We start from the raw sequence: 25381 nt of genomic DNA on the forward strand, positions 1-25381 counted from the left end.
ACTTTTCCAAATCCAGAAGCCCTCCAGTATGAGTTCAACCCCGACACAGAATCAATAAGCATATATCATTTGGTGATATTTGCAGTGGGTGAAACAGAGCCTAGGGTACTTCTCAAAGTAATATCTTTGAGAGTCTTGCTACCTTTAACTGTGACATCTTCTTTGGGAGCGCCCGGCACTTCAGGAACCTTTGCCGGCGTACCTGCAACGGCTGGTTTTTCCTCTACCTTTTTCGCCACCGCAGCTTTCATCGCAGCGATTTTAGCCGTCCATGCTTGTATGGTCGTCTTAGGAAAAAGAAGCATATAGGGAGCCAGTAGTTTTTTTGCTGCAGCTACCGTATCTGCATTTTTTGTCGAAACTGCGGTAACCTCTTTTAAATTTGCGGCAACAAGATTGTCTGTACTCGCGTCATATTGATCACTTTGCAGCCAGTAAAGATAAAAAGCCTGGTCCGGTGTCAGTGATTTCATATTGACGCCAATGGCAAGCGCCGCCGTTGCAACTGTCGTCTGCCCATCTGTTGTGCTGCCGGTTGTTGCATTGCCAACCGCCTGATTCACAAGTGTGCGGATAGAAGCCGGCTGACAATTGGATTCATATTGCTTGAGATAACTGATAGCCTGCCCATAGGCCAATCTGTTTTCTCCTATCGCGGTATTAATCTGGCTGGCATTGGTTTCCATCATTTGCAAAACCAGACGTCGAATCGAATCTATGTCTGGCGTGTACAGAAAGGCCTCCTGATAGGCATCGAGTGAAGAAGTAGTAAACCCAAAGACTGCACCGGTGTTGGCGATGGCTTTTGCCGACTGATTTGCCAGTCCCATCGTTCCCTGGATGAGGCCGCCTACGATTGAGGTTTCTTTTCGCGCAAATGACAATGACTGCAAGGCTTTTCCAAGTGCATCAAAATAAACACCACAACGGTATTCGATGGCAGCCATGCCTTCTGTCAGCAATTCCCTGTTTTTGCCAGAGTCAGCAGGGCTTTCCTCTGCATCCCTGAGTGCTATCTTGTATCCAGCATACGGATTGAGCGCCCCAACATTGTTATCAATTGCCGCCTGATCAGAACGTTTCATCTTGAAGGTATTGTCAGGACTTTCAAAAATCGACACGGCAGGTGTTGTCGAATGGGGTGTTGCACAGCCTGATAATGCTGTGACACCAGCAATTGCACAATACAGCTTGAAACGGAATAGCATGGTTCGGTTTTTCATTATTTTCCCCAGTAAGCTATGTAGTTGCTATTAGAAATGTCAGAAATACTTCTCCCTGATTCAATTGAGGCGCGCAATAAAATGAATTTATTGGCAATACTATTATGATAATTTTCAATATTTAATTGAAATATCAATAATGCAATTAATAATATAAAATTGAAAACAATTGCAAATTTGTCGTGGCAGCGCATCAAGCCTTTGCATCTGCTCCCACATGGCAAATAACAGCACAACTTCATCGCGTGGCTATACACTCAATGCCATTGCGCAGTGTCACTTGCCACTCTATAGTTCAAGCCTGAAGAAAACTGAGATATCGCAAAAAAAAATATGCAGGAAACGACAATCAAATTCTATTCAGCCGAAGACGAGTATGGAGAGTTCTCCAACTTCGCACGCTATTCCATCTCCATCAAAGGCAAAACCTGGCCCACTTCTGAACACTATTTCCAGGCGCAGAAATTTGTGGATGCGGCATATCGCGAAAAAATACGCAAGGCCAACACGCCTGCGATTGCTGCACGCCTGGGACGAGCGCGTACAGAAAAACTGCGCCCGGATTGGGAGTCTGTCAAAGTGCAGGTCATGCGGGATGCACTGATGGCGAAGTTCCAGCAGCATGCGGATTTAACAGCCTTGCTGTTGAGTACAGGCGCAGCAAAACTGGTCGAAGACACCAGCGACGATGACTATTGGGGCTGTGGCAGTGATGGGCGTGGCAAGAATATGCTGGGCAGAATATTGATGGAGATAAGGACCTCCATCAATATCTGAAACGGCAGCTTGGTCTCAGTCAATAAAGCAGATCAAATCCCCTGCCCGCCCGACACCTCTATGCGCTGGGCATTGACCCAGCGATTATCGGCAGACAACAGGCTGGCGATCATGGGGCCTATATCGTCAGGCAAGCCGGCGCGGCCCAGGGCTGTCATGTCGGCAAAGATTTTATTGACCTCTGGATTATCGCGCACAGCGCCACCACCAAAGTCGGTCTCTATCGCGCCAGGGGCGACGGTGTTAACAGCAATGCCGCGGCTGCCAAGTTCTTTGGCCATATACACGCTCAGCATTTCCACCGCCGCCTTTACCGCAGCGTAGGCGGCATAGCCGGGGTAGGATACCCTGGTCAACCCGGTCGATAAATTGACGATGCGGCCACCGTCTGCCAACAGAGGCAGCAATGCCTGAGTCAGGAAATACACGCCCTTGAAATGTACATTGACCAGGCCATCAAATTGCGCCTCGGTAGTCTCTGCTATGAGTGCATAGTCGCCATGCCCAGCGTTATTGACAAGATGATCAAAACTCTCGCGCTGCGAGTGATCACGCAAGGCTGTGCGTACTTTGTCTGCAAAGGCGGCAAAGCCCGCGCTGTTGCCTACATCGAGCTGCAAGGCCAGTGCCTTGCGCCCCATGGCCGTGATCTCTGCCACCACCGCCTGGGCTTCATCGCTGCGGCTATGATAAGTGATGATGACATCGCCGCCCTTGCGGGCAATGCTCAATGCGGTATTGCGGCCCAGGCCACGGCTGGCACCGGTAACGATGGTAATCTTGTTGATATCTGTACTCATGATTGAACTCCTGCTTGTCTGCGTTGAGGGAAGTTCATGATAGGAGCACATGACACCGACAGCATTGCCAAAACCTCGACATTCTTTGCCTGATCCTCCAATAGCTGTATGCGTCAAAACTAGAACTCATTTCATAAATAGGGATGAGTGCGAACAAGACGATTTGGGATGCAGTGCAAGGCGTGACCTGCAGCTAAGGCTCATGCCTTAGCAAAGGGTGCAACACAGCAATGCGCCCAAATCGTCAGTTCCCGAAGGGTTTGCCTCATAACGTGTACCAGATAACATAGAATTTATTTTTGATGATGCAAGCATTAACTGTCGTGTTCGCATTACCATTCCGCGTTATGAGGCAAACGCGCCTCATTCATATTTATGAAATGAGTTCTAGAATACATTAAGATTGCAGCATGACCACTCCCCTGTTCAATGCCGTACGCCGCTATACAAATGCCCATGCTGACGATAGCGGCCTTGCCCAAACACCGATACCGGGTTTGACGACGATACGCTCGTCCATACCGAGCGGGTTGGTGCATGGCATACCCAATCCTCTGATTTGCTTGGTGCTACAGGGCAGCAAACAAGTGACGATGGGGGCGCAGACTTTTCATTTCCATGCGGGTGACTCTTTGCTGATCACCGCAGATGTACCGACCGTCAGCCAGATCACCCAGGCCAGTGTTGCTGCACCGTATATCTCGCTTGTACTGGACCTGGACCCGGCCATCATCGCCGACCTGAATAGACAAATGCGCGATGTGTCTGGTGGGCCTGGTGTGACTGGTGTGGCTGATGTGGCTACCACACCGCTGCATTTTGAGGCTACCGAGGCTGAAGTCGCCGATGCCGCATTACGCCTGATGAATTTGCTGGAGCGTCCTGCCGCCCTGCCGGTACTGCATGCGCAACTCGTGCGTGAGCTGCATTACTGGCTGCTGGCTGGCAAGCATGGTGAGGCCATACGCAGGCTGGGCTGGCTGGAAGGGCATAGTCACCGCATCGCCCGTGCAGTTGCCTTGCTCAGGACAGAGTTTGCGCAGCCCTTGCCGGTTGAACGTCTGGCTGCCACGGCAGGCATGAGCCCGTCTTCATTCCATCATCACTTCCGCAACATCACTTCGCTGTCACCGTTACAGTTCCAGAAGCAACTACGCCTGATCGAGGCACGGCGCATGCTGATGGCAGAAGGCATGTCGGCCAGCAGTGCCGCCTTTGCCGTCGGTTATGAAAGCGTGTCGCAATTCACGCGCGAATATGGCCGCATGTTTGGTCTGCCGCCAGCGCGGGATATGGACGCGGCGAGGCAATATCGAGATATAGCTTGAGCCTTGCAAGGCCCCGCCCAAGCCTGGGCACTTCAGTCATGGATACATTTATCGCGGCCCTGCACACAATCAAAACCAAAAAACTCACCACAGAGTCACTTAGACACAGAGATGGCACAGAGTTAAAGAGAAATATTAATCGCATTGCCTGACCCGGCCCGTCCAATGCCACGGCTCATTTGCATGGAGATCACAATTACATCGCGGCTAATCGATGAACCAAAAAATATCACATCCTGGCCCAACAAATCGACAGGATATTTGTTAGCGAGGTACGGTGACAATCGATTCTGCCATACAATAAAGGCATCTATTTTTAATACCCGCGCTCTGTCATTTGAAGGATGCCCATGACCACTGCTACACCTGCTGCCCATGCTTTCGCTGCCCTGCCACCCGGCCTGTTTCGCACCACCGCTTTGAGCGCAACCCACGGGGCGCGACCTGCGCTGGGCTTCAAGACGGGCATTACCTCGACCCTGTCTTATCCAAACAATACCGAAAACCAGGGCCTGGCCGTGGCTGCTGATGGCAGTGTCTGGACACTGACCAGTGACAGTGTCTCGCAGTTGGACAGAAGCACGGGTGCAATGGTCAAGATTTGCGACTATGCACTGCATAATAAAAGCATGTTCGGCTTCCCCCAGCATCTGGCACCGGTGAATTTTCAGCATGCGTTTTTTATACGCAGCAAGGACAGGCACCCGGTTATCATGGAATTTCACAAAAATATCATCACTGATCCTGGCTCAGTCAGGATGTTGCCTGCGCTGGAAGATAATGATTTACCGTCTGCCATCACTGCCACGTCAGACGGCAATATGTGGGTACGCGGGCGTAGCGGTCACGTCTGGCAATACACCAACAATGTCTGGAAGAAAATTGCCACCCCGGAAGGCACAAGCATCTTGCAGATCAGTGCGGGTGCTGCCGATTTTTTACTGGCGCTGGCCAAACAAAACGGCTACAACACCGTACTGCGCCTCCAGGATGGCGCATGGGTCACACACAATAAGCTGCCACACGTGAGCATCAACTGGATAGGTGCATGTGAAGACAAGGAATACTGGTGCACCTCTGCCAGCCTGCAAACTGAGGGGGACCTGTATCTGATACGCGATGGTGCCGTCGTGCAGAGTTTTGCACTCGGCAAGATGGCGGTAGGTTTCACGGCGGCGAGCTGGCGCTCATGTTACTTTTTTTCCGTTGAAAAAATGTCTTTCCAGCACGCTTCCATCGGCGTCATCGATCAGCCTGCACAAGACTGGCCCACCATGACGACGAAGCAGAAACAGATTTATGATGACATGTCGGCCAAGCTGGGCATTACCAATATCAATGGCCTGCGCTCGCAATACACCAATATCAATGCGACGTTTTCTATCTGGACTGGCAATCTAAGCAACATGGTACGTCCAGAAAATTTCACGCAAGAAGACTGGGACATCGTCAAGTATCAATTGCTGAATGAACTGGAATACGTGCAGGGCATGACTACATTGTCCAGCAATGTTGGCACGCTCAACGGCATCATGAATAACATCTACACCAACACTTACAACAAGGTCGTTAAAATGATGGGCTTGCCTGACAAGGCTGCAGATCATCCCAAGACAGTGATAGAACTGGTGCTGCACATCCTGGTTGACAAACTGGAAGGCGAGATCATCAGCAAGGCCAAGGCAGTTGTCAATGCCGAAGCCGTGGATATTTCAGTCGCCTGTTTGCGCTATGCGATGGACGAGCTGAACAAAAAGCACAAGCTGCCTGACGGTAACCACGCCCTGCATATCGCCTGCGCTGAACTCGCAGGTACGCTCAATGAGATGCTGGTGGAAGCAGAAAATGCCAGGGCCAAATTTCAGGAAGCCGTTCTCAAAGACTGGGGCAGACTCAGCGCCTGCGGCCAAGCTATACGCAGTGGCGTCTGGTTCTGGGCACCCGGCACGACCTATGAAAAAATCAAGGATGCAGACAAAGCCATCAGCCTGAATTTTTACCAGATACTCATGCCCGTCAAATGGAAGATCGTGAGATGTCAGGGCATACAATCGATACGTCTTCCAACCTATCCGTATATGCATCATGTGCCGCGCTATGCGCTCATGTGCAAGGTACTGGAAGGCCAGGGTAACAGCATTTACTGGTGGCATGCCTGCATGGAAGTCGGTGCCGCTGTCATACAGCAAAGCGAAGGCCCCTTCCCCGACCAGAACCTGCTCGAAGCCATTTTCGCACTTGATACCACGCCCCTGGATTTTTTTACTGGCACCAGAGGCTGGAAACTCAACGTCGCCAACGTCCCTGGCTACAGTGATCCAGAACCTGCTGCCCAGTGGAAACCTTATGTGAACCTGCCCGGGCCCGCAGGCTGAGTTACCTGAGACAGCATCAGTTTTCCTCGTTTTTGCGGATACGATTGCAGGGCGGCCAAGCCCCCTGCATAGTCGCGCTTACTGCCTGGAAGATGACCCAAACCATGCTCAGCAAAACACGATGGCGGTCTTGTGTTCCAGGCTAAGGCGAGCTGCCTCAAACAGCGTGATCCATGTTTCCAGCTCACGGTAGCAGGCAGCTTCTTTTTCGGCTTGTTCTTGTATGCGTGCTACTTCGGCATCTGACAATTGCCCGTTGTCGAGTTGTATGCCCAGCGCCGGTGCAACCAATATCAACTCGTCCATCAGGCGGTAAGAGGAGCCGAGCATGCCGCCTGGCAAACCGGCTTCTTCACTGTCGAACAGAACTTCATCAAAATCGACAGGCACATAGAACTCATTTCATAAATAGGATGAGTGCGAACAAGACGATTTGGGATGCAGTGCAAGGCGTGACGCGCAGCTAAGGCGTCCGCCTTTGCAAGTGGCACAACGCTGCAATGCGCCCAAATCGTCAGTTCCCGGAGGGTTTGCCTCATAACGCGCGCTGGACTGCGTTGGACTCGTTATCAATAGGCAAAGCTATTGACCGCCTCGTCCGCCTTGCCAGCCCACGTTATGAGACAAACGCATTTCACCCTATTTATGAAATGAGTTCTAATAGCCTTCTGCATCTGAATGGCAGACGAGATGGCTATCGAGACTGTCATATTCTGCCTGCAATGCATCGTCCTGACCCGGGTCTTCATTGTCTGCCAGCGGCGTTGCTACCCATGCAGGGTCTGCCTTGCGGTGCGCATAAGCACGGCGCAGATAATGCAGGAAGGAATAGGGAAAACCATCAAGCTGCGCACGGGATTCCATTGCAGGCAAAGACCTGGGTTCTACGTGCGCTGGCAAACCGGCTTGTGCCAGCACGGTGTTAATTGCCGCAAAATCCTCCTGTGACCATTCAAGCTCTTCATCATCGCAATCTGCCAGAGTGCCTATGCTGATACCCAGTCCCATTACTTTCTCCTGTTAGCGCACTATACGGTGCAAAGACGCATTGCCTGAAAACCGCAATGGTAGCTTCTCAACCGGGGAGATGCAACGTGAAAAAAAACCAGAAATGCATGGCGGCATATCTGGTGCTTTTTGAATGACCCAGACCTCAATATCAAGGCGTGCGTACCGCCACAATCATGACGGGATGCTGCATTCTCTCGGCATGGGCCTTCACATAGGCCTGCCATTTTTCATTGCTATTGTAGGGGCTGGCCCTGTCCCAGGCTGCTCCTACGTAATAGCGCAGGGGCTTGCCTGAGGCGACTGTGGCGACGATGAGATCATTGAGCTTGTCTTCTGCATAGCCCTCTGCCGTTGGCAAAATAATGGCCGTGCCTATCGAGCCGTTGCTGGCCTGATCTACCCATTGGGTGATGGATGGCGTAGCCTGATTTTTGCTGAGCTTGATGACGGGGTTCTGGCCTTTGTCTGTCGGTGTCTTGTTCAGGCCAAGTGCCACCTTCAGTTGTGCCGGGCCACTGAAAGTGAAGGTGCTTTCCATCTGATCAAACAAATGACCGGCATCAACGGTGAAGCGTTTGACTTCAGACACCTTGACGCCAGCCGCATCCCAGTTATCGTAATTGAGTTCAAACACGGTGCGTATGGGGCCGTTGGCGATGATTTTCCAGGTAGCGTAGTTGGCGCTGGTGTACAGGGTCTGGCCGTCCCAGATACCGGTGCCGCCGCAGCCGCGTGAACGGCCGACATTGTACATGTCCATGCCCTCGCCTTCATCCTTGTGGTAATGATCATGACCCTTGTTGTACCAGCGATCGACGATGGGGTAGCTCACGCGCTTGAACCAGATGTCGAGGCCGCTGCTGCGCAGGACTTCTTTATTGCTGCCTGACGGTGCGGGCGCTTCGAGTGCCGGGCCATAGGTACGGTGGCCTATCCTGTCATTCTCCCAGGCAAAGTCGTCCAGACGTTCTGGGATATAGCGGGCAAAGGCCTTGGTTTCAAATACCGGTATCAGGGTATCGATTTTTTCTACGCTGAAGACAGCCTGCTTTTCGCCTGGCGCAAAATCATACTGGAAAATCAGTTCGCCATAGGCAATGCCTTCACCCTTGGGGTCTTTCGACAGAGGCGCAACATTGGTGACCTGGTGCGCCAGCACTTTACCCTTGGCATCCTTGACGGCAATGCGTTGTATCAGCGCGCCGGGCAAGGCCTTGTTGACTTCTGACCACGGCAGCGTAATGGTTTCAGACGGGCGCGCGGCCTCAAGATCATGGCTGACCTGGATAGTGAGCTTGTCGGCAGCGTTGGCCGCTCCCGCACCAAACAGGCTGAACAAGACGAGTGGAAGTATCTGATAGCGCAGCGAGAGATGCAGTGCCTGTTTCATGGCGATGGATTTCATTGTTGGTGTCCTGTTGGTGTCCTGTTGGTATCCATAAGATGTAATGCATCAATGGTGTTCGCGATAATCTGTCTTGCTGTTGCCAGCAGGCAGATAGTGGTAAGTGCGCACCTTGTGCTGGATTTCAATCGCCGGATTTTTCAACAATTTGATCATTTCAGCACCAGCGAGCAGCACGGGGCCATAGCCATGCAGGGTATCGACGCTGGTGGGGCGGTTGTAGTAATACACCTGGTCACTCGCAAAGGTGGTGCCTACGCAAGTGCCTTCGACCTGGCCTTTGGCATTGATGCGCGGGTACAGCGCATTCCAGCCAGCCTGGGCAATCGAGCCATAAGTCGTCGGGCTGATCCAGCCCTGGTTGATGGCATGGGCAAACACATACACATACATGGCGCTGGCAGATGTCTCAAGGTAAGAGTCATTGCGGTCCAGCATCTGGTGCCACAGGCCCTGGCCAGACTGCAACTCGGCTACGCCATTCAGGGTGGCACGCAGTTGCGCCAGTACTTTGGGGTAACCCGGGTGATCCTTGGGCAGCACATCGAGCAGATCAGACATGGTCAGCACTGCCCAGCCATTCGCGCGCGCCCAGTAAAAACGCGGCGCGTCAGGGTTGTTCGCATTCCAGCCATGGGTGTAGATATTCGCCTGCTTGTTGAACATATAGGCAGACATTTGCAGCACGTTTTTGACAGCATCATCAAAGTGGCTGCGGTCTTTGGTGTAATGCCCTATTTCACCAAGCGGCATGACACCCATATACATATCGTCTGCCCACAGGGATGATGCCTGCGGGCGCTTCCTGGCCAGCGTGCCGTCAGCCAGCCTGTATTGTTGTTTGGAGACGAAATTGCTGCACACCTTGATCATGTTACTAAGGTCTGGGCCGATATTGGCAAACCTGGCCCTGATCAGTGCCGCACACATGGAGCCACTATCGTCGAGCGAGCGCGGGTCCAGGAAGCGGGCAAAGCTGTTGGCGCGCTCAAGGTGGAACTGCTTTTCCTGCGCATCAAAGTAAGGCATGGTCTTGGCAAAGAACTGGAAATGACGCTCAGTCATGGCCGTGAATTTTTTGTCGCCAGTGACTTCTGCCGCCTTCATCAAACCTGCATGCACTACACCCATTTCATAGACCAGGATGCCAAAGTCACCCTTGCTGGGCTCAAAAATCGCATCGGCAACCGGTGACTTGCTAAAGTCTGTGATCTCAGCGCCTGTGCTTTTCTGGATCACGCGGGTAGGCGTGACTGATTCCATATAGGCGCGTATGCGGTGCAGGGCTTCGGTGATTTCTGCCACTTCCGGCTTTTGGTAAGGCACAGGATAAGTACCCTCGCCTGCATCCTTGAGGTCTTTATTGTCCCTGTTACGGTAACCGCCATCAGCATAGGCCGTGCCACACAAAAACAAGGATGCGATGACCGTGGTCAATAAGTTTTTAACAAGGGTAGAACTTGGTTTCATGTGCGCCCGCCTGGAAGATTTGTTGGTTTGTCTCGTTTGCGTTTTTCTTGAATTCATTACCTGAAGCGATATTATTGCTCTTAATTGGTCAGACCATTCTAAATTGGTCTGTCCAATAATGCAATGTGGACTAGCCGCTTATCCTATGATTATGCGATAATTCTTGCGCCTGCCTGCTGCAGGCAAGCAGCAATATTGATATAAATACATGAAGGAGCAGTGCTTGAAGCCAGCCATCATCACCCTGTTTGCTTCTGTATGCATGGCAGCAAGCCTGCTCACGGCATGCGCAAAGCCAGCTCAACCCCAGCCGGCTGACAATGCCTATACAGCCGAGAACACCTATAAAAAGCTGGCGGGGACATATCCATACATCCACATCGCCAGCAAGCAGGCACCTGCGACTGTCAGGGTCTTGCGCAATATCAGCTATGTCAGCAATCAGGGCCAAGCCCTGCAACTGGATGTGTTCATGCCGGCTCACAGCAGCAGTAGCAACAGTAGCAGCGGCGCAGCCTTGCCAGGCATAGTCTTGGTGCATGGTGGCGGCTGGCGCTCAGGCACTCGCGACAACCTCGCCCCCATGGCGATACGTCTGGCAGAACGCGGCTATGTTGCTACCACCATCAGCTACCGCTTGTCAGATACAGCGCGTTACCCCGCCGCCATCCATGACGTGAAGGCAGCGATACGCTGGTTGCGCACGCATGCGGTTGAATACCAGCTAGACCCCACGCACATAGCCGTAGCAGGTGGCTCGGCCGGCGGCCAGATCGCCGCCCTGGTTGGTGTCACCAATGACAGGCCTGAATTTGACCCACAGGCACGGCACAGCGCGGTTTCCAGCGTCGTTTCCAGTACAGTGCAAGCCATCATCAATATCGATGGCCTGTCCGACTTTACCTCAGAAGAAGCGCGCAAGTATGAAGACGACCCGCGCAAGCAACCATCTGCGGCGGGTGCCTGGTTTGGCGGTACCTATGCTGAAAAGCCTGAAGTTTGGAAAGACGCATCACCACTGACGCACGTCAGCAAAAATACACCGCCCATCCTGTTCATAGGCAGTGCACAAAAACGCTTCAGTCTGGGACGGGATGAGATGGCGGAGAAATTGAATGCACTTGGCATCGCCAATCAGACCGTGCTGCTACCGGATACACCGCATAGTTTCTGGCTGTTTGATCCATGGCTGGGGACAACGGTGGAGGCGATGACAGTGTTTTTGGCGTGCGTGTTTGAAAAGCCCTGAGCTTGCTAATTCCTCACCGCACTGTTTCACCAGGCAGTCGAATATCGATATTCTTTAGCTTTACCCAGGCACAAAATGCATCGGGATCTTTGGGTGTAATCAATACTCGCCGCGTAAACCACCCACGCTTTTTCTCAAGCATGAAGCTACGGCCAAGAAATCGATTTTTGAAATTATAGGCATTCCATGCACCAGGCAATAATGGATGTGTTTCTACCACCGACTCGATGTTATCAACATCAAGGTGATGAACCGTCCAGACTCTGAAGAGAAAAAAACGTATGCCGCTTTGATCGGGCTCCACATCGTAGAGCCAGGAGAACAAGCTGATCGGCTTAATCATTTGCGCCTTGAAAAATTCCCAATGGGTAAAGAAGATGATCACCAGCCGGTATGGTGCGCCATGCGCACCATACCCGCAAATATTGCGCAGGCATAAATCAACATCCGGTTAGCGCAGATCTGCAACAAATAGTGACCTCAGCTCGGTGCCTGTCCATCTGTCACGATGCCCATGTCCTGCATGTTCTGCGGCGTATAACCAGCTTTGATCAGCGACTGGTTCAGAGCCTTGCGTAAATAGGCGAGGTCAAATTCTGTCTGCGCCAGGTTCAGGCCCAGCTCAACGATCTGGCCAGACCGTAGTATAGGCGCGCCTGTGCTTTTATCCCATTGCAGCAGGTTGTGGTTTTCATTCGGGTCGGCATCGAGGTTATACAATTCCCATTGGGTATTCGTGGGATTTTGCGGTTCCCAGTAACGCACGAGTTTCCATGGTTTCTCAAAATATGATTGTATGTGGTTGGGTTGTACGACCGGGCCGGATGCTGTCAGTGGTTGCTTTTCGGTAGGCTTGCCAGTAGGGCTGGTCAGGCGTTCTGTGATATCGACATACCACTGGTATTTGTCAGGCAGATAGTTGGTGTCCAGCGGTGCGGTGATGTTGTCGTCAGAGACAAACAGCACGCCACGGCGTTCAGTTTCATTTGCCGTTCCACGGATGACGGGTGACAGGTCTTCGCCCGCCAGGGGTTTGACATCATGGCCCTGTATGAATTTAGCCAGTGCCTGCCTGTCGTTTTCATCATAGCCTGCCAGGCCCAGCAGGGTTGGTACCCAATCGACATGCGTGGTATGGCATTGCACGGTGCGCATGGTTTTGTCACCATTGACCAGCGGTGAAGAAATAATGGCAGGAATATGCGTGGCCTCCTGATAGGCGCCACACCATTTTTCTATCTGCCCGCCATGCGCACCTGCAAGCTCACCATGGTCAGAAGTGAAAACGACGATGGTATTCTGGTCGAGACCACTTTCATACAGACGTTCAAGTATGGTGCTGACTTCGATATTGACGAGGTATTGCAAATACAGGTAAAACGCCAGATAGTTGCGGTACCAGTCCTCGGCATTGCTTTGCATCTTGAAGGGATACGGCGAAGGCACAACGGCATGCTGACCACGCAATGTCGTCAGTGCTAGCTGGAATTTATAGGAATAATCGTACTGGCAATCCGGCTTGCTGGACAGGTCACCGTGCCAGTTGGCAGGCAGCCTGACATCGCCGAGTTTGAAGCCATCAGGATTCAGCGGCACGCGGTAAGTTGCCTTGAACTGATTGGGTGCCTTGCCATAAGTGGGTGGCTGACTCAGCGTACCTTTCACAGGCGCACCATAGGGCGCAATGATGTCACCCAGCGTCGGCGGTGTAGTTGGTGTTTCTACCGCTGGTTGCCAAGGAAATGGATAAGCACCTATATCATGAGGATTGACAAAAGACGCCACCGCCAGCCAGGGCCGCGGCTTAAAACTGGCATTGGTAGGGTTGTTACTATTGATCATATTCGCCTCCACACCCACGCCCTTGCGGCGCAGGAAGGTGGTGACGAGGTCAGTATAGGTCTTGTCGCGATACACGCCGAGGTTGGGCGTACCGAAGCGCTGGTCAGACGGGGTTGAATATTCCCAGTCGCCAAAGCCCCAGTTCTCCAGACTGCCATCAGGCGGGTTCGATAAATCCCAGCGGCCAAAATAATGCGTCTCATAACCCGCTGCGCGGAACCAGTCACCCATGGTTGGCACACCATCTTGCGGCAACCATGGAAAGGCCGGATCAGTATCTACCTTGAACATGCCCTCGGTCTGTGTCACCCCACTATGCGCACTGTATTGTCCCGTCATGATGGTGGCACGACCGGGCACACAGGCAATGCTGGAGCAGGTATGGTTTTGCAGCGACACCCCATTCTCACGCAGCTTGACGAAACCTGGGAACTGCTCTGCATACGGATTGTCCGCCAGGCTACCCTCTTCAAATCGCAAAATCTGGTATAGCGGGTCCAGCGGGTCATCCGCATAGCGCGGCGGATAACGCATCTGATCAACCATGATGAACAGGATATTCGGCCTGGCTGGTGGCTCGCTGCTGTCACTGGCATTGCTATTGGAATTACTGGCGTTGGGGCTTGCTGTGCTCATGATCATCCTTTGTGCGTTAAGGGCTAGAACAATGCGGAAGCTTTGCAGCAAGGATGAACGGAAGTTCACTCTTGCATTGAATTATCTAATTATTAATTTTAATGCGACTTGTCGAAAAAACAAAGATATAAGTTATGCAGGCACAAAAATTTTCAATTGGCGCGTGGCAATAGAAAAATTTATGCATCGCAAGTGGGGTAATGCGTCTGCACGGTACATGGCACTGCGCCTGTTCAGACACAGCACCAGTTCAGACACAGCACCAGTTCAGGCATTGCGATCAATGTGATGCATGTCAGGATCTCAATCAGGATCTTGAATATAAATATTTCAAATTTTTCTCATACACTGCTTCTGCATCAATACGTGTAATCAAATCCAGGGCAAGCAAAGTATGCTTCCTGTCGCGGTTTTCTCTGGTTCCATATTCGTGCAGCACCAGAAAATCCTGATCCAATTCTTCTACCTCACCAATAAAACAGACATCATTGCGCACGCGCTCTGTATGCAGGGTCACATGCCCAAACTGCTCTTGGATTGAGCCCAGTGCTTCATCCAGAGAATTGATGGCAATCCCGGGCATGAATGGCACAACCTGGTTGCGCTTGATTAAGGCATCCAGTGATTCAAGGAAATTGCCACCCCAGCGTATCCGGGTAATATCCTCGCCATAGACAAGGCTGAATCCATTCGCCACACCCTCTTCGGTGAACAAGCTTAACAGTACAAATTTGTCCGAGTAATCGGCAATGATGCCCGTTAATGCATTGCTATCCAGATCGTCGCGATACAGGTCTATCAGTTCCTGGCTTTCTTTTAGTTTGTTTATCGTCTTGTAATGCACGCTCATTTTTTATCCTTTCAAACTGTATGAGCTACCCGGCATTCATCTTGAAAATGCTAAAATGAATTGCCGGAATTAAAGTAGAAACGACCATAGCACGAGACGAGGCCGCATGATAGAAAAGCTGGAAATAAATCATCTCAGAACCCTCGATGCCCTGTACAAGTTTGAGAACCTGTCGGCAGCGGCAGAATATCTGAACGTCTCGCAGCAGGCCGTCAGCCTGCAGCTTAAAAAATTGAGGGATATCCTCAGTGACCAGCTCTTTGTCAGGACGGGTCATGGTGTTGTCGCCACGCCGTATGCAAAACTGATACAGCCGCATGTCCGCCAGGTATTGATGCATCTCAATGAGATACCCTTGCCTGGCTCAGTCACTCCGGCAAATACCGCAAGAACCCTGGTCATCTCTGCCACTGACTATACGCAAAAAATCATCGTTGGGGAGCTGATCAATGAACTAAGAATTTCTGCACCCGGGGTAAAAATCATTGTCATCAATATCGAGAGTGCGAACCTGATCCAGAAGATGCACCAAGGTGAGATAGATCTGACGCTGACATCGAATGGCTATGTGCCTGCGGGCCTCGTGTCAGATGCGATTTTCACGGAAAGATATGTCTGCGTATCCGCCAACAAAGACATTGTCTTTGATGATTATTTGCCGCTGGAACGCCTGGTCGACTATGACTTCGTCGTGACATCACCCGGCATCGCCAGCTTCAAAGGCTCGGCAGACAGCTGGTTTGAACAACAGAAGCTGCGCCGCAAGGTGCAGGTATCCGTACCCTCTTTTTTCATGGCGCAGGAATATTTAAAGCAATCAGGCATGGTCGGCTTTTTACCATCGCGCCTGATGCCATGTGCTGGCCTGTTTGAAATACCACTCAAGAAATATCCACCAGGATATGAAGTCGTTGCCGCCTACCACCCCAGCGCCAGGAACGATGCCTTCATGGTATGGCTGCTGGACAAGATAAAGAAAAAATTCTCGCCAGCCACATAAATCGCTTGTATCGCTTACAAGCCTGCCTTGATGGTCAAGCGCAGCCAACTCCTTCAGACTCTCTGCATGTTTATTCAACAGAGAGCTCATATGACCATCAAGAAAATCAATCCTGCCAGCTTGTATGACGGTGCGCCATTCGGCATGTCGCAGGCAGCAATAGACACCGAAAGCCGCCTGGTGTTTATCTCAGGCCAGGTCGATTGGGACAGCAGCTATCAGGTCAAAAATAAAGACATCGCAGCACAGGCAGAAGGTGCAATCAAAAACCTGCTGGCCGTGCTGGAAGCAGCAAATTCCTCCGTCGCCAATATCCTGCAACTACGCGTCTATGTCAGGGGCGAACTTGCGGACCACATGGAGAAGGTGGTACCTGTGCTGCTGGCATACCTGGGCACATCACGCCCGGCATTAACCGGTATCGGTGTCACATCTTTGGCGACGGTGGATACCCTGATAGAGATTGAAGCTGTGGCAAAGTTGAATTCTGCGCAGTGACCAGCGAATAGCCTGAAGCTGCCTTATGCGCACGTTGTCAGCGCCAGAAAAATGCGTGTAGCCTACATGAAATTATGTAATGAGAAATATTTCGGCATAATTACAAAGGTTCAAATTTGACTGAAGTTTCATGTATCAATTGAACATGGTAGGTAATATTTAAGAGGTAACTCTTCATTTGAAGGGTGCAGTATTTTAAATATCTGTACTGCTTTATCTCACTACATTTGCAGGACTACTTTGTACTAGATCAGGCTTGACCTGGCACCCGGAGAGCGATGATCGGCTGCATCCAGCACATCGCTTATTACTTGTTTTTTTAATCCGAAACCAAGGACAATTTCTGCTGAAATTCTACAAGCAATGATTCAATAGTTCGTTTATATGAGAGCTCCACAGCCCTGCTGAATTCAGTACCTGAAAATATCAGGCTTATCAACTTTTCAAAGTTGTCCGGCTGCGAATCGTGTAGATAGTGAACAAACAATGAGCTCACTCTATATAAAATCCAATTCGCCCGGCCAGCCTTGCTCACAGCATCAACTGCGTCTTTGCTATGAAACCAATAATCAATAGAGCCAGATTGAAAACTCTGTTTTTCTTCTAAACTGAATTGATGGAAAACATCTTTTTCGTGGGTGTAAGCAGCCCCTCCGTTTGCAACAAAAACAGCTATGCCCTCTCTGAACCAGAGCGGAATGTTTTCAATAGATGCCTTTTCACCCAAGTGGGTATAAAAAATGTAATGGGTCAGTTCATGTGTAGTCAGCTCGATGAGCGACAACTGGCCACTGCTGAATGCCCCTGGTGATAAGAACAGCTTACCCCAATAGACAGCACCTCTAACATTTGTCGACAAGAAAACATATTCATTGAATGTTTCTTGGGTAGCGCAGACGTAGACCTCTATTGGTTTCTTAAATTCTGATTTCAGAAGATGCTCTACACTGCTTTGGCTGCTTTGCAATATTTTTTGTAAGGCAAAGGCATTTTCCTTTGAGTTCTCCTCATATCGAATCCGAGGGTCAGCGGAGAACACGATGAAGTTATCCGTCGACTTAAATTTTGCCCTCAAAGCTTTTATTAACATTGGCTGATTTAAAAGTACTGCTGCCGCCAAACAGGATGCAATAAAAAATATAAAGAGAGAGAATTTTACAATTTTTGATTTGGTTTTTTTCAATCGGTGCTCGCCAGTAAGTGCTGAATATCAGTAAAAAACTCGCAACAACTGCTTTGCGCGTCCCTGCTATTGGCCGATTGTTATCACATCCCGGCTCTAGTTGGAGCACTGATGACACATAATCGTTCCGGCTTAGGCCGCCATGGTTAAAACAGATCATAAAGCTAAGTGTACATTTGATCTGACTCTATTTTTTCATTCAGAGAAGAATAAAATACCTTACGCATCCCCTGTTGAACACATGCAAAGCTGTGTCAGGATTGATAATGGTATCTATTGGAATTTCATGTTTCTTTGTTGTGAAAATAAATACGTCCATATGAAAGCAGCCATCACATTTTCCATCACACCGGCCATCTGATGAAGTTGCCAACATCCTTGAAACCCGCGTAGAATGTGGAGATCGCGGGTGTAGTTTAATGGTAGAACGGCAGCTTCCCAAGCTTCATACGAGGGTTCGATTCCCTTCACCCGCTCCAATTGCGCTTAAATTCTTCTTTTAGTTCCCTGCCTCACCCTTGCCAACCCTCGTTGTAAGGCAAACAAATTGAGTTTTAGCTTGCTTGTCTTTGTCTATACCAGCGCTGAATCCTCAACTCACCGCGTATGACTCTGTAGTCTATGGTGTGACCAGTATTGGGAATGGAGAAGCGGCGAACACCAGGTAAAGCAGTGAAAGTCCCCAAACCTGGTTGCTGAGCAAGAATGGCGATTGATTTACCTACACGCTTTAGCACTTGACTGGCGACTAGAGAATTTTCTTCCGCAATGCGGTCTAAAGTGATTAAAAAGCCTTTTGTGCGCTTGCTGACCAACGTACATTTAATTCATGCTCGTTGTCTGACACGTTTATCACTTTCTTTCAATCGAGCGGCAGCTGACTTCATGACCGTATCATGATCCTTACTTTGTCCTTTTGAGAATTCAGTGTCGGCTTTGATATTTTCTGCCACATCTTCTTCGCAAGTGGCAAAACCATCTCGCAGGACAAAGCGGAGCATGACCCGGGGAGTGCGCCCAGCCAAAGCGGCCAACTTTTCAAGGCGCTTTTGGTCCGCTTTTGTCAGTGCGAGTGGATGATCTAGAAGTGATTTTACTGAGGCACTCATGCTTTAGCCTTTTTGTCTGTGTCTGCAGTATCCAACATGATAACGCATAGCCGCGAAAATGGCGCTCCTGCCTATTCTATTTTCTATAGTAAGAAAATTTACCGTCAATTTTATCCTTCAATAAGAGAATTCAAACACCGGTCATGTTTGTACCACTGATCTTTGCTATGCAGATACAATAATGACAAAATTTATTTAATTACGTCACACATAAGCCGGGCCGCGGCCACCAGATGATAAAAGGTAAAAATTAACATGAAACAACTGAGATCACGCGTCATCGTCGCGCTCGCATTGCTGATAACGGCAACATTTCCTGCCCATGCCAGCGAACCCGTGAATGGCAGCTTCACCGCCAGCAAATCTTGCGAGCTGTATTCGTCTTTCAACAAGCAAAGTAATCCTGGTGCCGTGCATACCGTGGTCGGCAAGAGCTATGCGGTGAAGGAGATCAACAAGCCTGGCGACTATGCGTGGTTGCGGGTGGATGTGGATGGGGCTAATCCTAATTTGCGCTGGGTGGCGCGGGATTGTGGTACGGCACAACTGGACCAGGTGCCGCAAGACAATCCACCAGCGGGCCGGGCCAAGGCGAACCGGGAGGCTGAGCGCCAGACCATGTGCAGCACGCCGAATCTTGAAGACAGCTATGTGCTGGCAATCACCTGGCAACCCGGCTTTTGCGAGCACTTTGCCTATCGAGGCAAGAAGCCTGAGTGTGATGCCATCAACAGTGGCAAACTGAAGATCAATAACCTTACCCTGCATGGCCTGTGGCCAAATAAAAAAGAATGCGGCATCAATTACGGCAACTGTTCCACCGAGCCGATGAAGCTGTCTTCTGACACGATAAAACGCATCGCCAAGTGGATGCCTAACTTTCAGTTTGAAAACAAGTTTGGTGAATATGAATGGAGCAAGCATGGCACTTGCCAGGCACGCGATGCGGATACTTATTTCAAGACTGCAGCGGCAGCCGTCGAGGAGGTCAATAATTCAGCGGTAGGCAAGTTCATTCTCGATCACGCTGGTAAATCTTTCGCGGTGAAAGATTTTTTTGAAATGCTCAAGAAACAGGAAGGCGAAAAAGTCGCGCAGAATTTCATGCTCAGTTGTGCCGATGGAAAATACCTGCAAGAGATACGCCTGAAGTTGCCAACGAATTTTGAGACGGGCAAGGGCCTGGCAAAACTGGTTGGCGATGCAGAGGGATTTAACCGCCAGACCGACAAGTGTGACAATGAAATTATTGTCGAAACGAGCGGCCGGGGGCGATAAGAAATTTGCAGGGTGCGCGCGGCGCACCCTGCAATGACATAGATTGACATAAACGCCGATACGGCATCATCGGCATCACATGCGGCGCATTACAATGCGCCCTGCTCTGCGGCACTGTTCGCCAGAAGGATGTGCGAAGGCTTTACGCCGTAGAGTGAGTTATGCGTACGGTATCTACATCGCATAATCTGTCGGTCAATCTACCCTATTTACCGAGCACAGCCACTGCCTTGTCCAGCACCACATCACGCCCGGCGCGTATGTCGGCAACGGTGGGGACGATTTCCATATCAGGTAGTATGCCCTTGCCGACAAATTCGCGGCCATCGGGGAAGCTGTCATGTTTGACGCAAATGCGCGCGCTGCCGCCGCCAGGTAATTTAAATGACATGGGCATGCCGGTACTGCCAGCAGTAGCGCTGCCGATGACGGTACCACGCTGCATGGTGACGAAAGACATCAAAAAATCTTCTGCGGCTGAAAAAGTTTTTGCCCCAGCTAAAACAACAACCGGCCCGGCGTAGACTTCCTTGCGCTCCTTGCTATAGGGTTTGGCAACGCCAGCCCTGAGGGTATCAAGCAAAATCAAGTCACCTTGCGTGCGCATGACATTGCTCTCCTGTCTCTCTGTGCTACGGGCATAAGGTACAGGTTTCTTGCTTAAAAAACTCAGTATTGCAGCGCCGTGAACGCTGGAACCGCCACCATTGGCCCGCACATCAAGTATCAGGCCTTTGGCTTTCATGATAGTGGGCATGAGCGATTCAAGTTTTTTCACCCCGGCATCGCTTTCAAAATGATCGAGTGCAAGGTAGGCAATATCACCAGGCAGCATTTTGAAGTCAAAGGCAGGCTCACCAGCCACATTGCGCTCTTGACCACGGGCGACGATTTCTATCCTCTCCTTGCCAGTCGCATCACGCAAACCGAGACGTATGCTTTTGCTTTTCTCTCCCATCAGCAATTCATAACTATATGTGCGCACGACTTTGTCTTGTGGTGTACTGCTGCTGGCATAAGGGGCTACCCTGGTGTTTGCATATTCGTGTACAGCCTGGCCATCTATGCTGATGATTTCGTCGCCACGCTGGATTTTTTGCGCTAGTTGCTGGTTGAGTACTTTGGTCACGAGAACGCTCTTGCCGACCAGGGCAGTTGCCAGCGCCGGGCGCGAATAAAACAGGTCTTGCAGCTCGTCTGGCACATAAATATTGGTGTGCCCATCTTGCAGCAGCGGTGCCAGTTGCGTCATGACCTGATAGTATTCACGGGTGCTCCTGGTTTGCATGACTTTGTCCAGGTATTCCAGATAGACTTTATCCCAGTCGAGTTCAGGAACATTGTGGAAATTCACAAAGCTGCGTTTAACCTCAGACCAGAACATCGACAGGCCAGCGACTTTTTCTGCGCTACTCAGATTGTCTTTATAGGGAGTGGCAAGCAGAGATGCTTTTCCCATTCTGGCAGGCAAATCCGAGAGCTTGAGGTAAGCCTTGAAGCGTGGCTCGTCTTTGACAGCGTCAAAGGCAGGGCTGTTCAGGTATGCTTTCAAAGAAGGTAATAAAACCCAGGTCTGGCTGCTTTCCAGCAAATTGAAAAACGCCTCTTTATGGCCCAGGCGCAGTTCAAGCAAGGCGGCATCCATGGTGAGATTGAAACGCTGCCCCTTGTAACGGCTTGCGGTCGAGGCCAGGCGCTCAAACTCGCTGCTCTCTACCACTGTCAATGCCAGCCTGATTTTGGTGAGTGCTGCTTCCAAATCTTCTTTACTGGCATCAGGTTTGGACAGATTATTGGCTTCATTCCTGAGTTCGTGGATATGATTGGTAGTGTTTTCTACGGTTTGCGATGATTCGCTGATCATGGTGTTGATAGCGGTTTGCCTCGCGGCGATGTCAGCAGCACTGGCGAGCTCAAAGGCCAACAGCAGGGGGAACGCAGCCAGCAGACGTAAAGTCAAAGCAGAAACAGTATTTTTCACAGATTATTTTACTTTCACAAAAAGAATGTAAAGTTGCCTAAGGGGAAATGAATAAACAATTATAAATTGCCATTTAAAAATGGCAATTTATAATTGTTTATTCATGTAGATAAGCTATGCTCAGATCACTGTCTGTTGTTTTACCTGCAAGGCAAACATATTATATGTAGATGCAATTCAGGCATCAAAGCTAACATCTGGATTGATATTGCTCAATACGCTCGATTTTTTATTAAGCAAAGTTGAAAACTCACCATTTCAGAGTTCATGCAAATAAATTCTCATTCAACTCCGCAAGACTTGCTGACAACAGCACAAAGTGATCAGCTTGCTGCACAACATTTGCTTGCGCGGATGGAGCAACTTGAGCAGGAAAATGCAGCTCTTAAACTTACCCTCCAGTCGCAACAGACCGAATACAGTTTTTACAAAGACTTTTTCCTGAATTCGCACACCCCTTGCCTGATCGTAGATTCCGCTGGACTGGTGATGCGTACCAGCCAGACTGCAGCAGGCTTGCTGAGCACAACAAAAGAAAACCTGGAGGGGCGGCAGCTACAAACATTTGTCTTTAAAGATCAAGAAGTGCTTGAAAATTGTCTGGCAACCTTGAAGACCCCTGGCAATAAATCAACCTGTGAAATAAGGGTTGTAAGGGCAGACCGGGAACTCGTCTTGCTGCGACTTGAGTTGGTCATGCTGAACGCCAAAAATCAGCAAGCCAGCCTGGGTGTGCAATTGACAGATATTACGCGGCAGCAGGGCAAACTCATGAATCAGGCAGAAGGGCAGTATTTTGCCAGCGTTGTTGCTGAGAACTTTCCGGGTATGGTGGCCTACTGGAACGCTGACATGCGTTGCACTTATGCCAACCACCATTACCTGAACTGGTTTGCTCGCACACCTGAGCAGATGCTAGGCATACACATGCAGGATTTGCTTGGTCCGGAGCTGTTTTCAATGAATATCGCCTATCTCAAGGCAGTCTTGAAAGGTGTAGATCAGCAATTCGAGCGCACTCTGGTCAAGGCGAATGGAGATATTGCCCATACCTGGGCGCAATACATAGCCCACACTATCGATGGTGTCGTGCAAGGTTTCTTTGTCTTGGTGACCGATGTCACTTTACTGAAACGGGCGCAAAAAGCGCTCATGGAAAGTGAGGCAAAAAACCGTGCATTGGTAAGAGCTATTCCTGATCTGATCCTGACTATTCATAGTGATGGTCGCCATCTTGACGTGCATGCCCCTGACCCAGGCATGTTATTGCAAAGCAAGGAACAACTACTGCGATTAAAAATTGAGGAAGTGTTACCGCCAAATGTGGCAATCCAGTATAAAAACGCAATTGACCAGGCACTGGCCAGCGGCAGATTGCAGGAATTTCGCCATGACTTGCCTGTTGCTGGCAGAGGAGATATGCAATTCGAAGCCAGGGTGGTGCCTTGCACCCAGGATACTATCATCGCCATCATTCGCGATATCACCGAAACTGAACGCGAGCGCCGTGCGCATGAACTGCAATTGTCTGAACGCCTGCAAGTACGTGAAAACGACTTGCGGGATATACAGTTAAGCCTGACCATGGCAAGTGATATTACCAATATTGGTGCATGGATACGCGATTTGAGGACGGGAGAATTCTGGGCCTCGTTGGAATGGCGCAGGCAGTTCGGTTTTAGTCAGGATGAAGCACTGAACATGCACAAGGTCATTCAGCGCATCCATCCAGCTGATCGCCGCCACATAGAGACTATTACAGAAGATTATGAACATGCAAAGCAGCATCGGTATCAAGCCGAATTCAGAGTAATGTTAGCTGATGAGGCAGAACGCTGGGTGGCTGTAGTCTGGCAAGTAGAATTTGATCACCAAGGGCTGCCGTTGATGACCCGTGGTGTAACGGTGGATATTTCTGCACGCAAGGAAGCCGAACTTGAATTAGCACAAAAGCGTATGGAAGTCATGCATCTGGCACGCGTCGCCACCATGGGTGAATTGTCTGGCGCTCTGGCGCATGAATTGAACCAGCCGCTCACAGCCATACTCAGCAATGCCCAGGCCGCCCAACGATTTTTGGCAAAGCCCGAAGTGGACTTACAGGAGCTGGGCGAAATCCTGCAAGATATAGTTGACGAGGACAAGCGCGCTGGTGAAATCATCAGGCGTTTGCGACGCTTGTTTGATAAGCGCAGCAGTGAGCATCACAATGTTGACATCAATGAAGTAGTGTTGAAAGTCCTGCATATCCTGCGCAATGACATGATCAATCAGGGAATTACTTTATTAAGTGAATTGCAAGACGATTTGCCACCTATTAGCGCTGACACGGTGCAATTGCAGCAAGTCTTGATTAATCTGATCATGAATGCAAGTGAAGTTGTTGCTGGTCTGGATGCGATCCAGCGCATCATAGAAATTAACACGAGACTGACACCAGAAAACAAAGTCGAAGTCAGTGTGAATGATCATGGTCCAGGTGTACCCGAAGCTCTGGGCAGCAAAGTATTTGAGGCTTTCTACACCACAAAAGCGAATGGCATGGGTTTGGGATTATCTATTTGCAAGAATATTATCGAAGCCAGTGGAGGTCAATTGTGGTATGAGAACCATGACAATCACTCTGGTACGGGGGCGAGCTTCCGTTTCCACCTGCCTGTTTTGAACGAGCCTGTACCATGACAGAAACACCAATCGTTTTTCTTGTTGACGATCAGCCTGCTGTACTCAAGGCTATGGCTCGCCTATTGCAATCTGCCGACATAAAGTCTGTCACTTTTGAATCAGCACAAGCCTTCCTGGACAGCGGCGGTGCGAAAAAGGCTGGCTGCCTGGTGCTGGATCTGGCGATGCCAGGTATGGACGGCATGGTACTGCAACAAAAACTCAAAGAGCTGGGCAGTGATCTACCGATTATTTTTTTGACAGGCCATGGCAGTATAGATGCGGGTGTGCTTGCCATGAAGATGGGTGCGCAAGATTTTCTAACCAAACCAGTGAACGACGAAAAATTGCTGGCAGCGGTACATACCGCTTTTGAACGCAATCAGCGCGCCAGGCTCGCGAATGCAGAGAAACAAACGATACAGGCCCGCCTCGATGGCCTGACGCCCCGCGAGCTGGAAGTCCTGCACCAGTTAATTAAAGGCAAGCTCAACAAACAAGTCGCAGCAGAGTTGGGAACTGTCGAAAAAACCATCAAGGTGCACCGCGCCAAGGTGATGAGCAAGATGGAAGTGACATCCGTCGCGGCTCTTATTCATTTGCTGGAAAAACTCAAAGCCTGAGATTCACCCGCTCCCTCTAGTCCCGTCAACTCCAACTCACCTTTTTTTCACAAATCCACGCCAGCTATTGGACCAAGGT

The 25381-nt window shown here is 50.3% G+C and carries 21 protein-coding genes and 1 tRNA gene; 10 read left to right on the top strand and 12 right to left on the bottom strand.

From position 1 onward, the window contains the following. Positions 1–65: 65 nt before the first annotated feature. Positions 66–1223 (bottom strand): hypothetical protein, encoded by a 1158-nt coding sequence (locus UNDYM_RS22195; protein WP_162043044.1) that lies wholly within the window; start codon positions 1221–1223, stop codon positions 66–68. A 333-nt stretch (positions 1224–1556) separates the two neighbouring features. Here UNDYM_RS22195 and UNDYM_RS22200 point away from each other — a divergent pair, with 333 nt between their 5' ends. Continuing rightward, positions 1557–2000, top strand: coding sequence for an NADAR family protein (locus tag UNDYM_RS22200; protein WP_162043045.1), 444 nt, complete (start codon positions 1557–1559; stop codon positions 1998–2000). Positions 2001–2032: 32 nt separating this feature from the next. On the opposite strand, the gene UNDYM_RS22205 is transcribed toward UNDYM_RS22200, so the two are convergent. Further along, complete coding sequence (locus UNDYM_RS22205) at positions 2033–2800, bottom strand: SDR family oxidoreductase (protein WP_197740939.1); 768 nt, start codon at positions 2798–2800, stop codon at positions 2033–2035. Positions 2801–3210: 410 nt separating this feature from the next. On the opposite strand from UNDYM_RS22205, the gene UNDYM_RS22210 reads away from it, so the two are divergent. Together UNDYM_RS22210 and UNDYM_RS22215 are read left to right on the top strand one after the other, a co-directional pair. After that, positions 3211–4128, top strand: coding sequence for an AraC family transcriptional regulator (locus UNDYM_RS22210; RefSeq protein WP_162043046.1), 918 nt, complete (start codon positions 3211–3213; stop codon positions 4126–4128). A 350-nt stretch (positions 4129–4478) separates the two neighbouring features. Then, complete coding sequence (locus UNDYM_RS22215) at positions 4479–6503, top strand: hypothetical protein (protein WP_162043047.1); 2025 nt, start codon at positions 4479–4481, stop codon at positions 6501–6503. Between the two features lie 108 nt (positions 6504–6611). Here UNDYM_RS22215 and UNDYM_RS22220 read toward each other — a convergent pair whose 3' ends face one another. From UNDYM_RS22220 to UNDYM_RS22235, 4 genes are all read right to left on the bottom strand, one after another. Further along, the gene (locus tag UNDYM_RS22220) at positions 6612–6893 is read right to left on the bottom strand and encodes a hypothetical protein (RefSeq protein WP_162043048.1); all 282 of its coding nucleotides are present in this window, start codon (positions 6891–6893) and stop codon (positions 6612–6614) included. A gap of 267 nt (positions 6894–7160) precedes the next feature. Continuing rightward, a complete protein-coding gene (locus UNDYM_RS22225) occupies positions 7161–7511 on the bottom strand; it encodes a hypothetical protein (RefSeq protein WP_162043049.1) in 351 nt (116 codons plus the stop codon). Positions 7512–7662: 151 nt separating this feature from the next. After that, positions 7663–8919 carry a DUF4861 family protein gene (locus UNDYM_RS22230; protein WP_232063565.1) on the bottom strand — a complete coding sequence of 419 codons (1257 nt, stop codon included), beginning with the start codon at positions 8917–8919 and terminating at the stop codon, positions 7663–7665. Positions 8920–8967: 48 nt separating this feature from the next. Further along, positions 8968–10389 (bottom strand): glycoside hydrolase family 105 protein, encoded by a 1422-nt coding sequence (locus UNDYM_RS22235; protein WP_162043050.1) that lies wholly within the window; start codon positions 10387–10389, stop codon positions 8968–8970. Positions 10390–10612: 223 nt separating this feature from the next. On the opposite strand from UNDYM_RS22235, the gene UNDYM_RS22240 reads away from it, so the two are divergent. Beyond that, positions 10613–11638 (top strand): alpha/beta hydrolase, encoded by a 1026-nt coding sequence (locus UNDYM_RS22240; RefSeq protein WP_197740940.1) that lies wholly within the window; start codon positions 10613–10615, stop codon positions 11636–11638. A gap of 13 nt (positions 11639–11651) precedes the next feature. On the opposite strand, the gene UNDYM_RS22245 is transcribed toward UNDYM_RS22240, so the two are convergent. From UNDYM_RS22245 to UNDYM_RS22255, 3 genes are all read right to left on the bottom strand, one after another. Then, on the bottom strand, positions 11652–11981 hold the full coding sequence (locus tag UNDYM_RS22245; protein WP_162043051.1) for a hypothetical protein: 330 nt from the start codon (positions 11979–11981) through the stop codon (positions 11652–11654). A gap of 137 nt (positions 11982–12118) precedes the next feature. Beyond that, the gene (locus UNDYM_RS22250) at positions 12119–14116 is read right to left on the bottom strand and encodes a sulfatase-like hydrolase/transferase (protein WP_162043052.1); all 1998 of its coding nucleotides are present in this window, start codon (positions 14114–14116) and stop codon (positions 12119–12121) included. 307 nt (positions 14117–14423) lie between these two features. After that, positions 14424–14966 carry a hypothetical protein gene (locus tag UNDYM_RS22255; protein WP_162043053.1) on the bottom strand — a complete coding sequence of 181 codons (543 nt, stop codon included), beginning with the start codon at positions 14964–14966 and terminating at the stop codon, positions 14424–14426. Between the two features lie 106 nt (positions 14967–15072). On the opposite strand from UNDYM_RS22255, the gene UNDYM_RS22260 reads away from it, so the two are divergent. Together UNDYM_RS22260 and UNDYM_RS22265 are read left to right on the top strand one after the other, a co-directional pair. Next, a complete protein-coding gene (locus tag UNDYM_RS22260; RefSeq protein ID WP_162043054.1) occupies positions 15073–15966 on the top strand; it encodes a LysR family transcriptional regulator in 894 nt (297 codons plus the stop codon). A 90-nt stretch (positions 15967–16056) separates the two neighbouring features. Continuing rightward, a complete protein-coding gene (locus UNDYM_RS22265) occupies positions 16057–16464 on the top strand; it encodes a RidA family protein (protein WP_162043055.1) in 408 nt (135 codons plus the stop codon). A gap of 319 nt (positions 16465–16783) precedes the next feature. Here the strand turns inward: UNDYM_RS22265 and UNDYM_RS22270 are convergent, their stop codons facing one another. Continuing rightward, positions 16784–17647 (bottom strand): hypothetical protein, encoded by an 864-nt coding sequence (locus UNDYM_RS22270; RefSeq protein ID WP_162043056.1) that lies wholly within the window; start codon positions 17645–17647, stop codon positions 16784–16786. 405 nt (positions 17648–18052) lie between these two features. Here UNDYM_RS22270 and UNDYM_RS22275 point away from each other — a divergent pair. Continuing rightward, a tRNA-Gly gene (locus UNDYM_RS22275) sits at positions 18053–18126 on the top strand. A 348-nt stretch (positions 18127–18474) separates the two neighbouring features. Here the strand turns inward: UNDYM_RS22275 and UNDYM_RS22280 are convergent. Beyond that, complete coding sequence (locus UNDYM_RS22280) at positions 18475–18756, bottom strand: hypothetical protein (RefSeq protein ID WP_162043057.1); 282 nt, start codon at positions 18754–18756, stop codon at positions 18475–18477. Between the two features lie 255 nt (positions 18757–19011). Here UNDYM_RS22280 and UNDYM_RS22285 point away from each other — a divergent pair, with 255 nt between their 5' ends. Next, positions 19012–20034, top strand: a complete 1023-nt coding sequence (locus UNDYM_RS22285) for a ribonuclease I (RefSeq protein ID WP_162043059.1) — start codon at positions 19012–19014, stop codon at positions 20032–20034. Between the two features lie 205 nt (positions 20035–20239). Here UNDYM_RS22285 and UNDYM_RS22290 read toward each other — a convergent pair whose 3' ends face one another. Next, positions 20240–22015 (bottom strand): S41 family peptidase, encoded by a 1776-nt coding sequence (locus UNDYM_RS22290; RefSeq protein ID WP_162043061.1) that lies wholly within the window; start codon positions 22013–22015, stop codon positions 20240–20242. Positions 22016–22282: 267 nt separating this feature from the next. On the opposite strand from UNDYM_RS22290, the gene UNDYM_RS22295 reads away from it, so the two are divergent. After that, positions 22283–24697, top strand: a complete 2415-nt coding sequence (locus tag UNDYM_RS22295) for a PAS domain-containing protein (RefSeq protein WP_162043063.1) — start codon at positions 22283–22285, stop codon at positions 24695–24697. Continuing rightward, positions 24694–25302: a response regulator transcription factor gene (locus tag UNDYM_RS22300; protein WP_162043065.1), complete on the top strand. Its 609-nt coding sequence runs from the start codon at positions 24694–24696 to the stop codon at positions 25300–25302. The genes UNDYM_RS22295 and UNDYM_RS22300 overlap by 4 nt, the downstream gene beginning before the upstream one ends. The last annotated feature ends 79 nt before the right edge of the window (positions 25303–25381 follow it).

This window comes from Undibacterium sp. YM2, from assembly GCF_009937975.1.
Taxonomy (GTDB): domain Bacteria; phylum Pseudomonadota; class Gammaproteobacteria; order Burkholderiales; family Burkholderiaceae_D; genus Undibacterium.

Bases quoted from the DNA above. Each gene is read 5' to 3' on its own strand.
- UNDYM_RS22245 (WP_162043051.1), bottom strand. From the start codon at position 11,981: ATGATTAAGCCGATCAGCTTGTTCTCCTGGCTCTACGATGTGGAGCCC.
- UNDYM_RS22280 (WP_162043057.1), bottom strand. From the start codon at position 18,756: ATGAGTGCCTCAGTAAAATCACTTCTAGATCATCCACTCGCACTGACA.
- UNDYM_RS22235 (WP_162043050.1), bottom strand. From the start codon at position 10,389: ATGAAACCAAGTTCTACCCTTGTTAAAAACTTATTGACCACGGTCATC.
- UNDYM_RS22265 (WP_162043055.1), top strand. From the start codon at position 16,057: ATGACCATCAAGAAAATCAATCCTGCCAGCTTGTATGACGGTGCGCCA.
- UNDYM_RS22200 (WP_162043045.1), top strand. From the start codon at position 1,557: ATGCAGGAAACGACAATCAAATTCTATTCAGCCGAAGACGAGTATGGA.
- UNDYM_RS22205 (WP_197740939.1), bottom strand. From the start codon at position 2,800: ATGAGTACAGATATCAACAAGATTACCATCGTTACCGGTGCCAGCCGT.
- UNDYM_RS22295 (WP_162043063.1), top strand. From the start codon at position 22,283: ATGCAAATAAATTCTCATTCAACTCCGCAAGACTTGCTGACAACAGCA.
- UNDYM_RS22300 (WP_162043065.1), top strand. From the start codon at position 24,694: ATGACAGAAACACCAATCGTTTTTCTTGTTGACGATCAGCCTGCTGTA.
- UNDYM_RS22225 (WP_162043049.1), bottom strand. From the start codon at position 7,511: ATGGGACTGGGTATCAGCATAGGCACTCTGGCAGATTGCGATGATGAA.
- UNDYM_RS22260 (WP_162043054.1), top strand. From the start codon at position 15,073: ATGATAGAAAAGCTGGAAATAAATCATCTCAGAACCCTCGATGCCCTG.
- UNDYM_RS22250 (WP_162043052.1), bottom strand. From the start codon at position 14,116: ATGAGCACAGCAAGCCCCAACGCCAGTAATTCCAATAGCAATGCCAGT.
- UNDYM_RS22215 (WP_162043047.1), top strand. From the start codon at position 4,479: ATGACCACTGCTACACCTGCTGCCCATGCTTTCGCTGCCCTGCCACCC.
- UNDYM_RS22230 (WP_232063565.1), bottom strand. From the start codon at position 8,919: ATGAAATCCATCGCCATGAAACAGGCACTGCATCTCTCGCTGCGCTAT.
- UNDYM_RS22285 (WP_162043059.1), top strand. From the start codon at position 19,012: ATGAAACAACTGAGATCACGCGTCATCGTCGCGCTCGCATTGCTGATA.
- UNDYM_RS22255 (WP_162043053.1), bottom strand. From the start codon at position 14,966: ATGAGCGTGCATTACAAGACGATAAACAAACTAAAAGAAAGCCAGGAA.
- UNDYM_RS22210 (WP_162043046.1), top strand. From the start codon at position 3,211: ATGACCACTCCCCTGTTCAATGCCGTACGCCGCTATACAAATGCCCAT.
- UNDYM_RS22195 (WP_162043044.1), bottom strand. From the start codon at position 1,223: ATGAAAAACCGAACCATGCTATTCCGTTTCAAGCTGTATTGTGCAATT.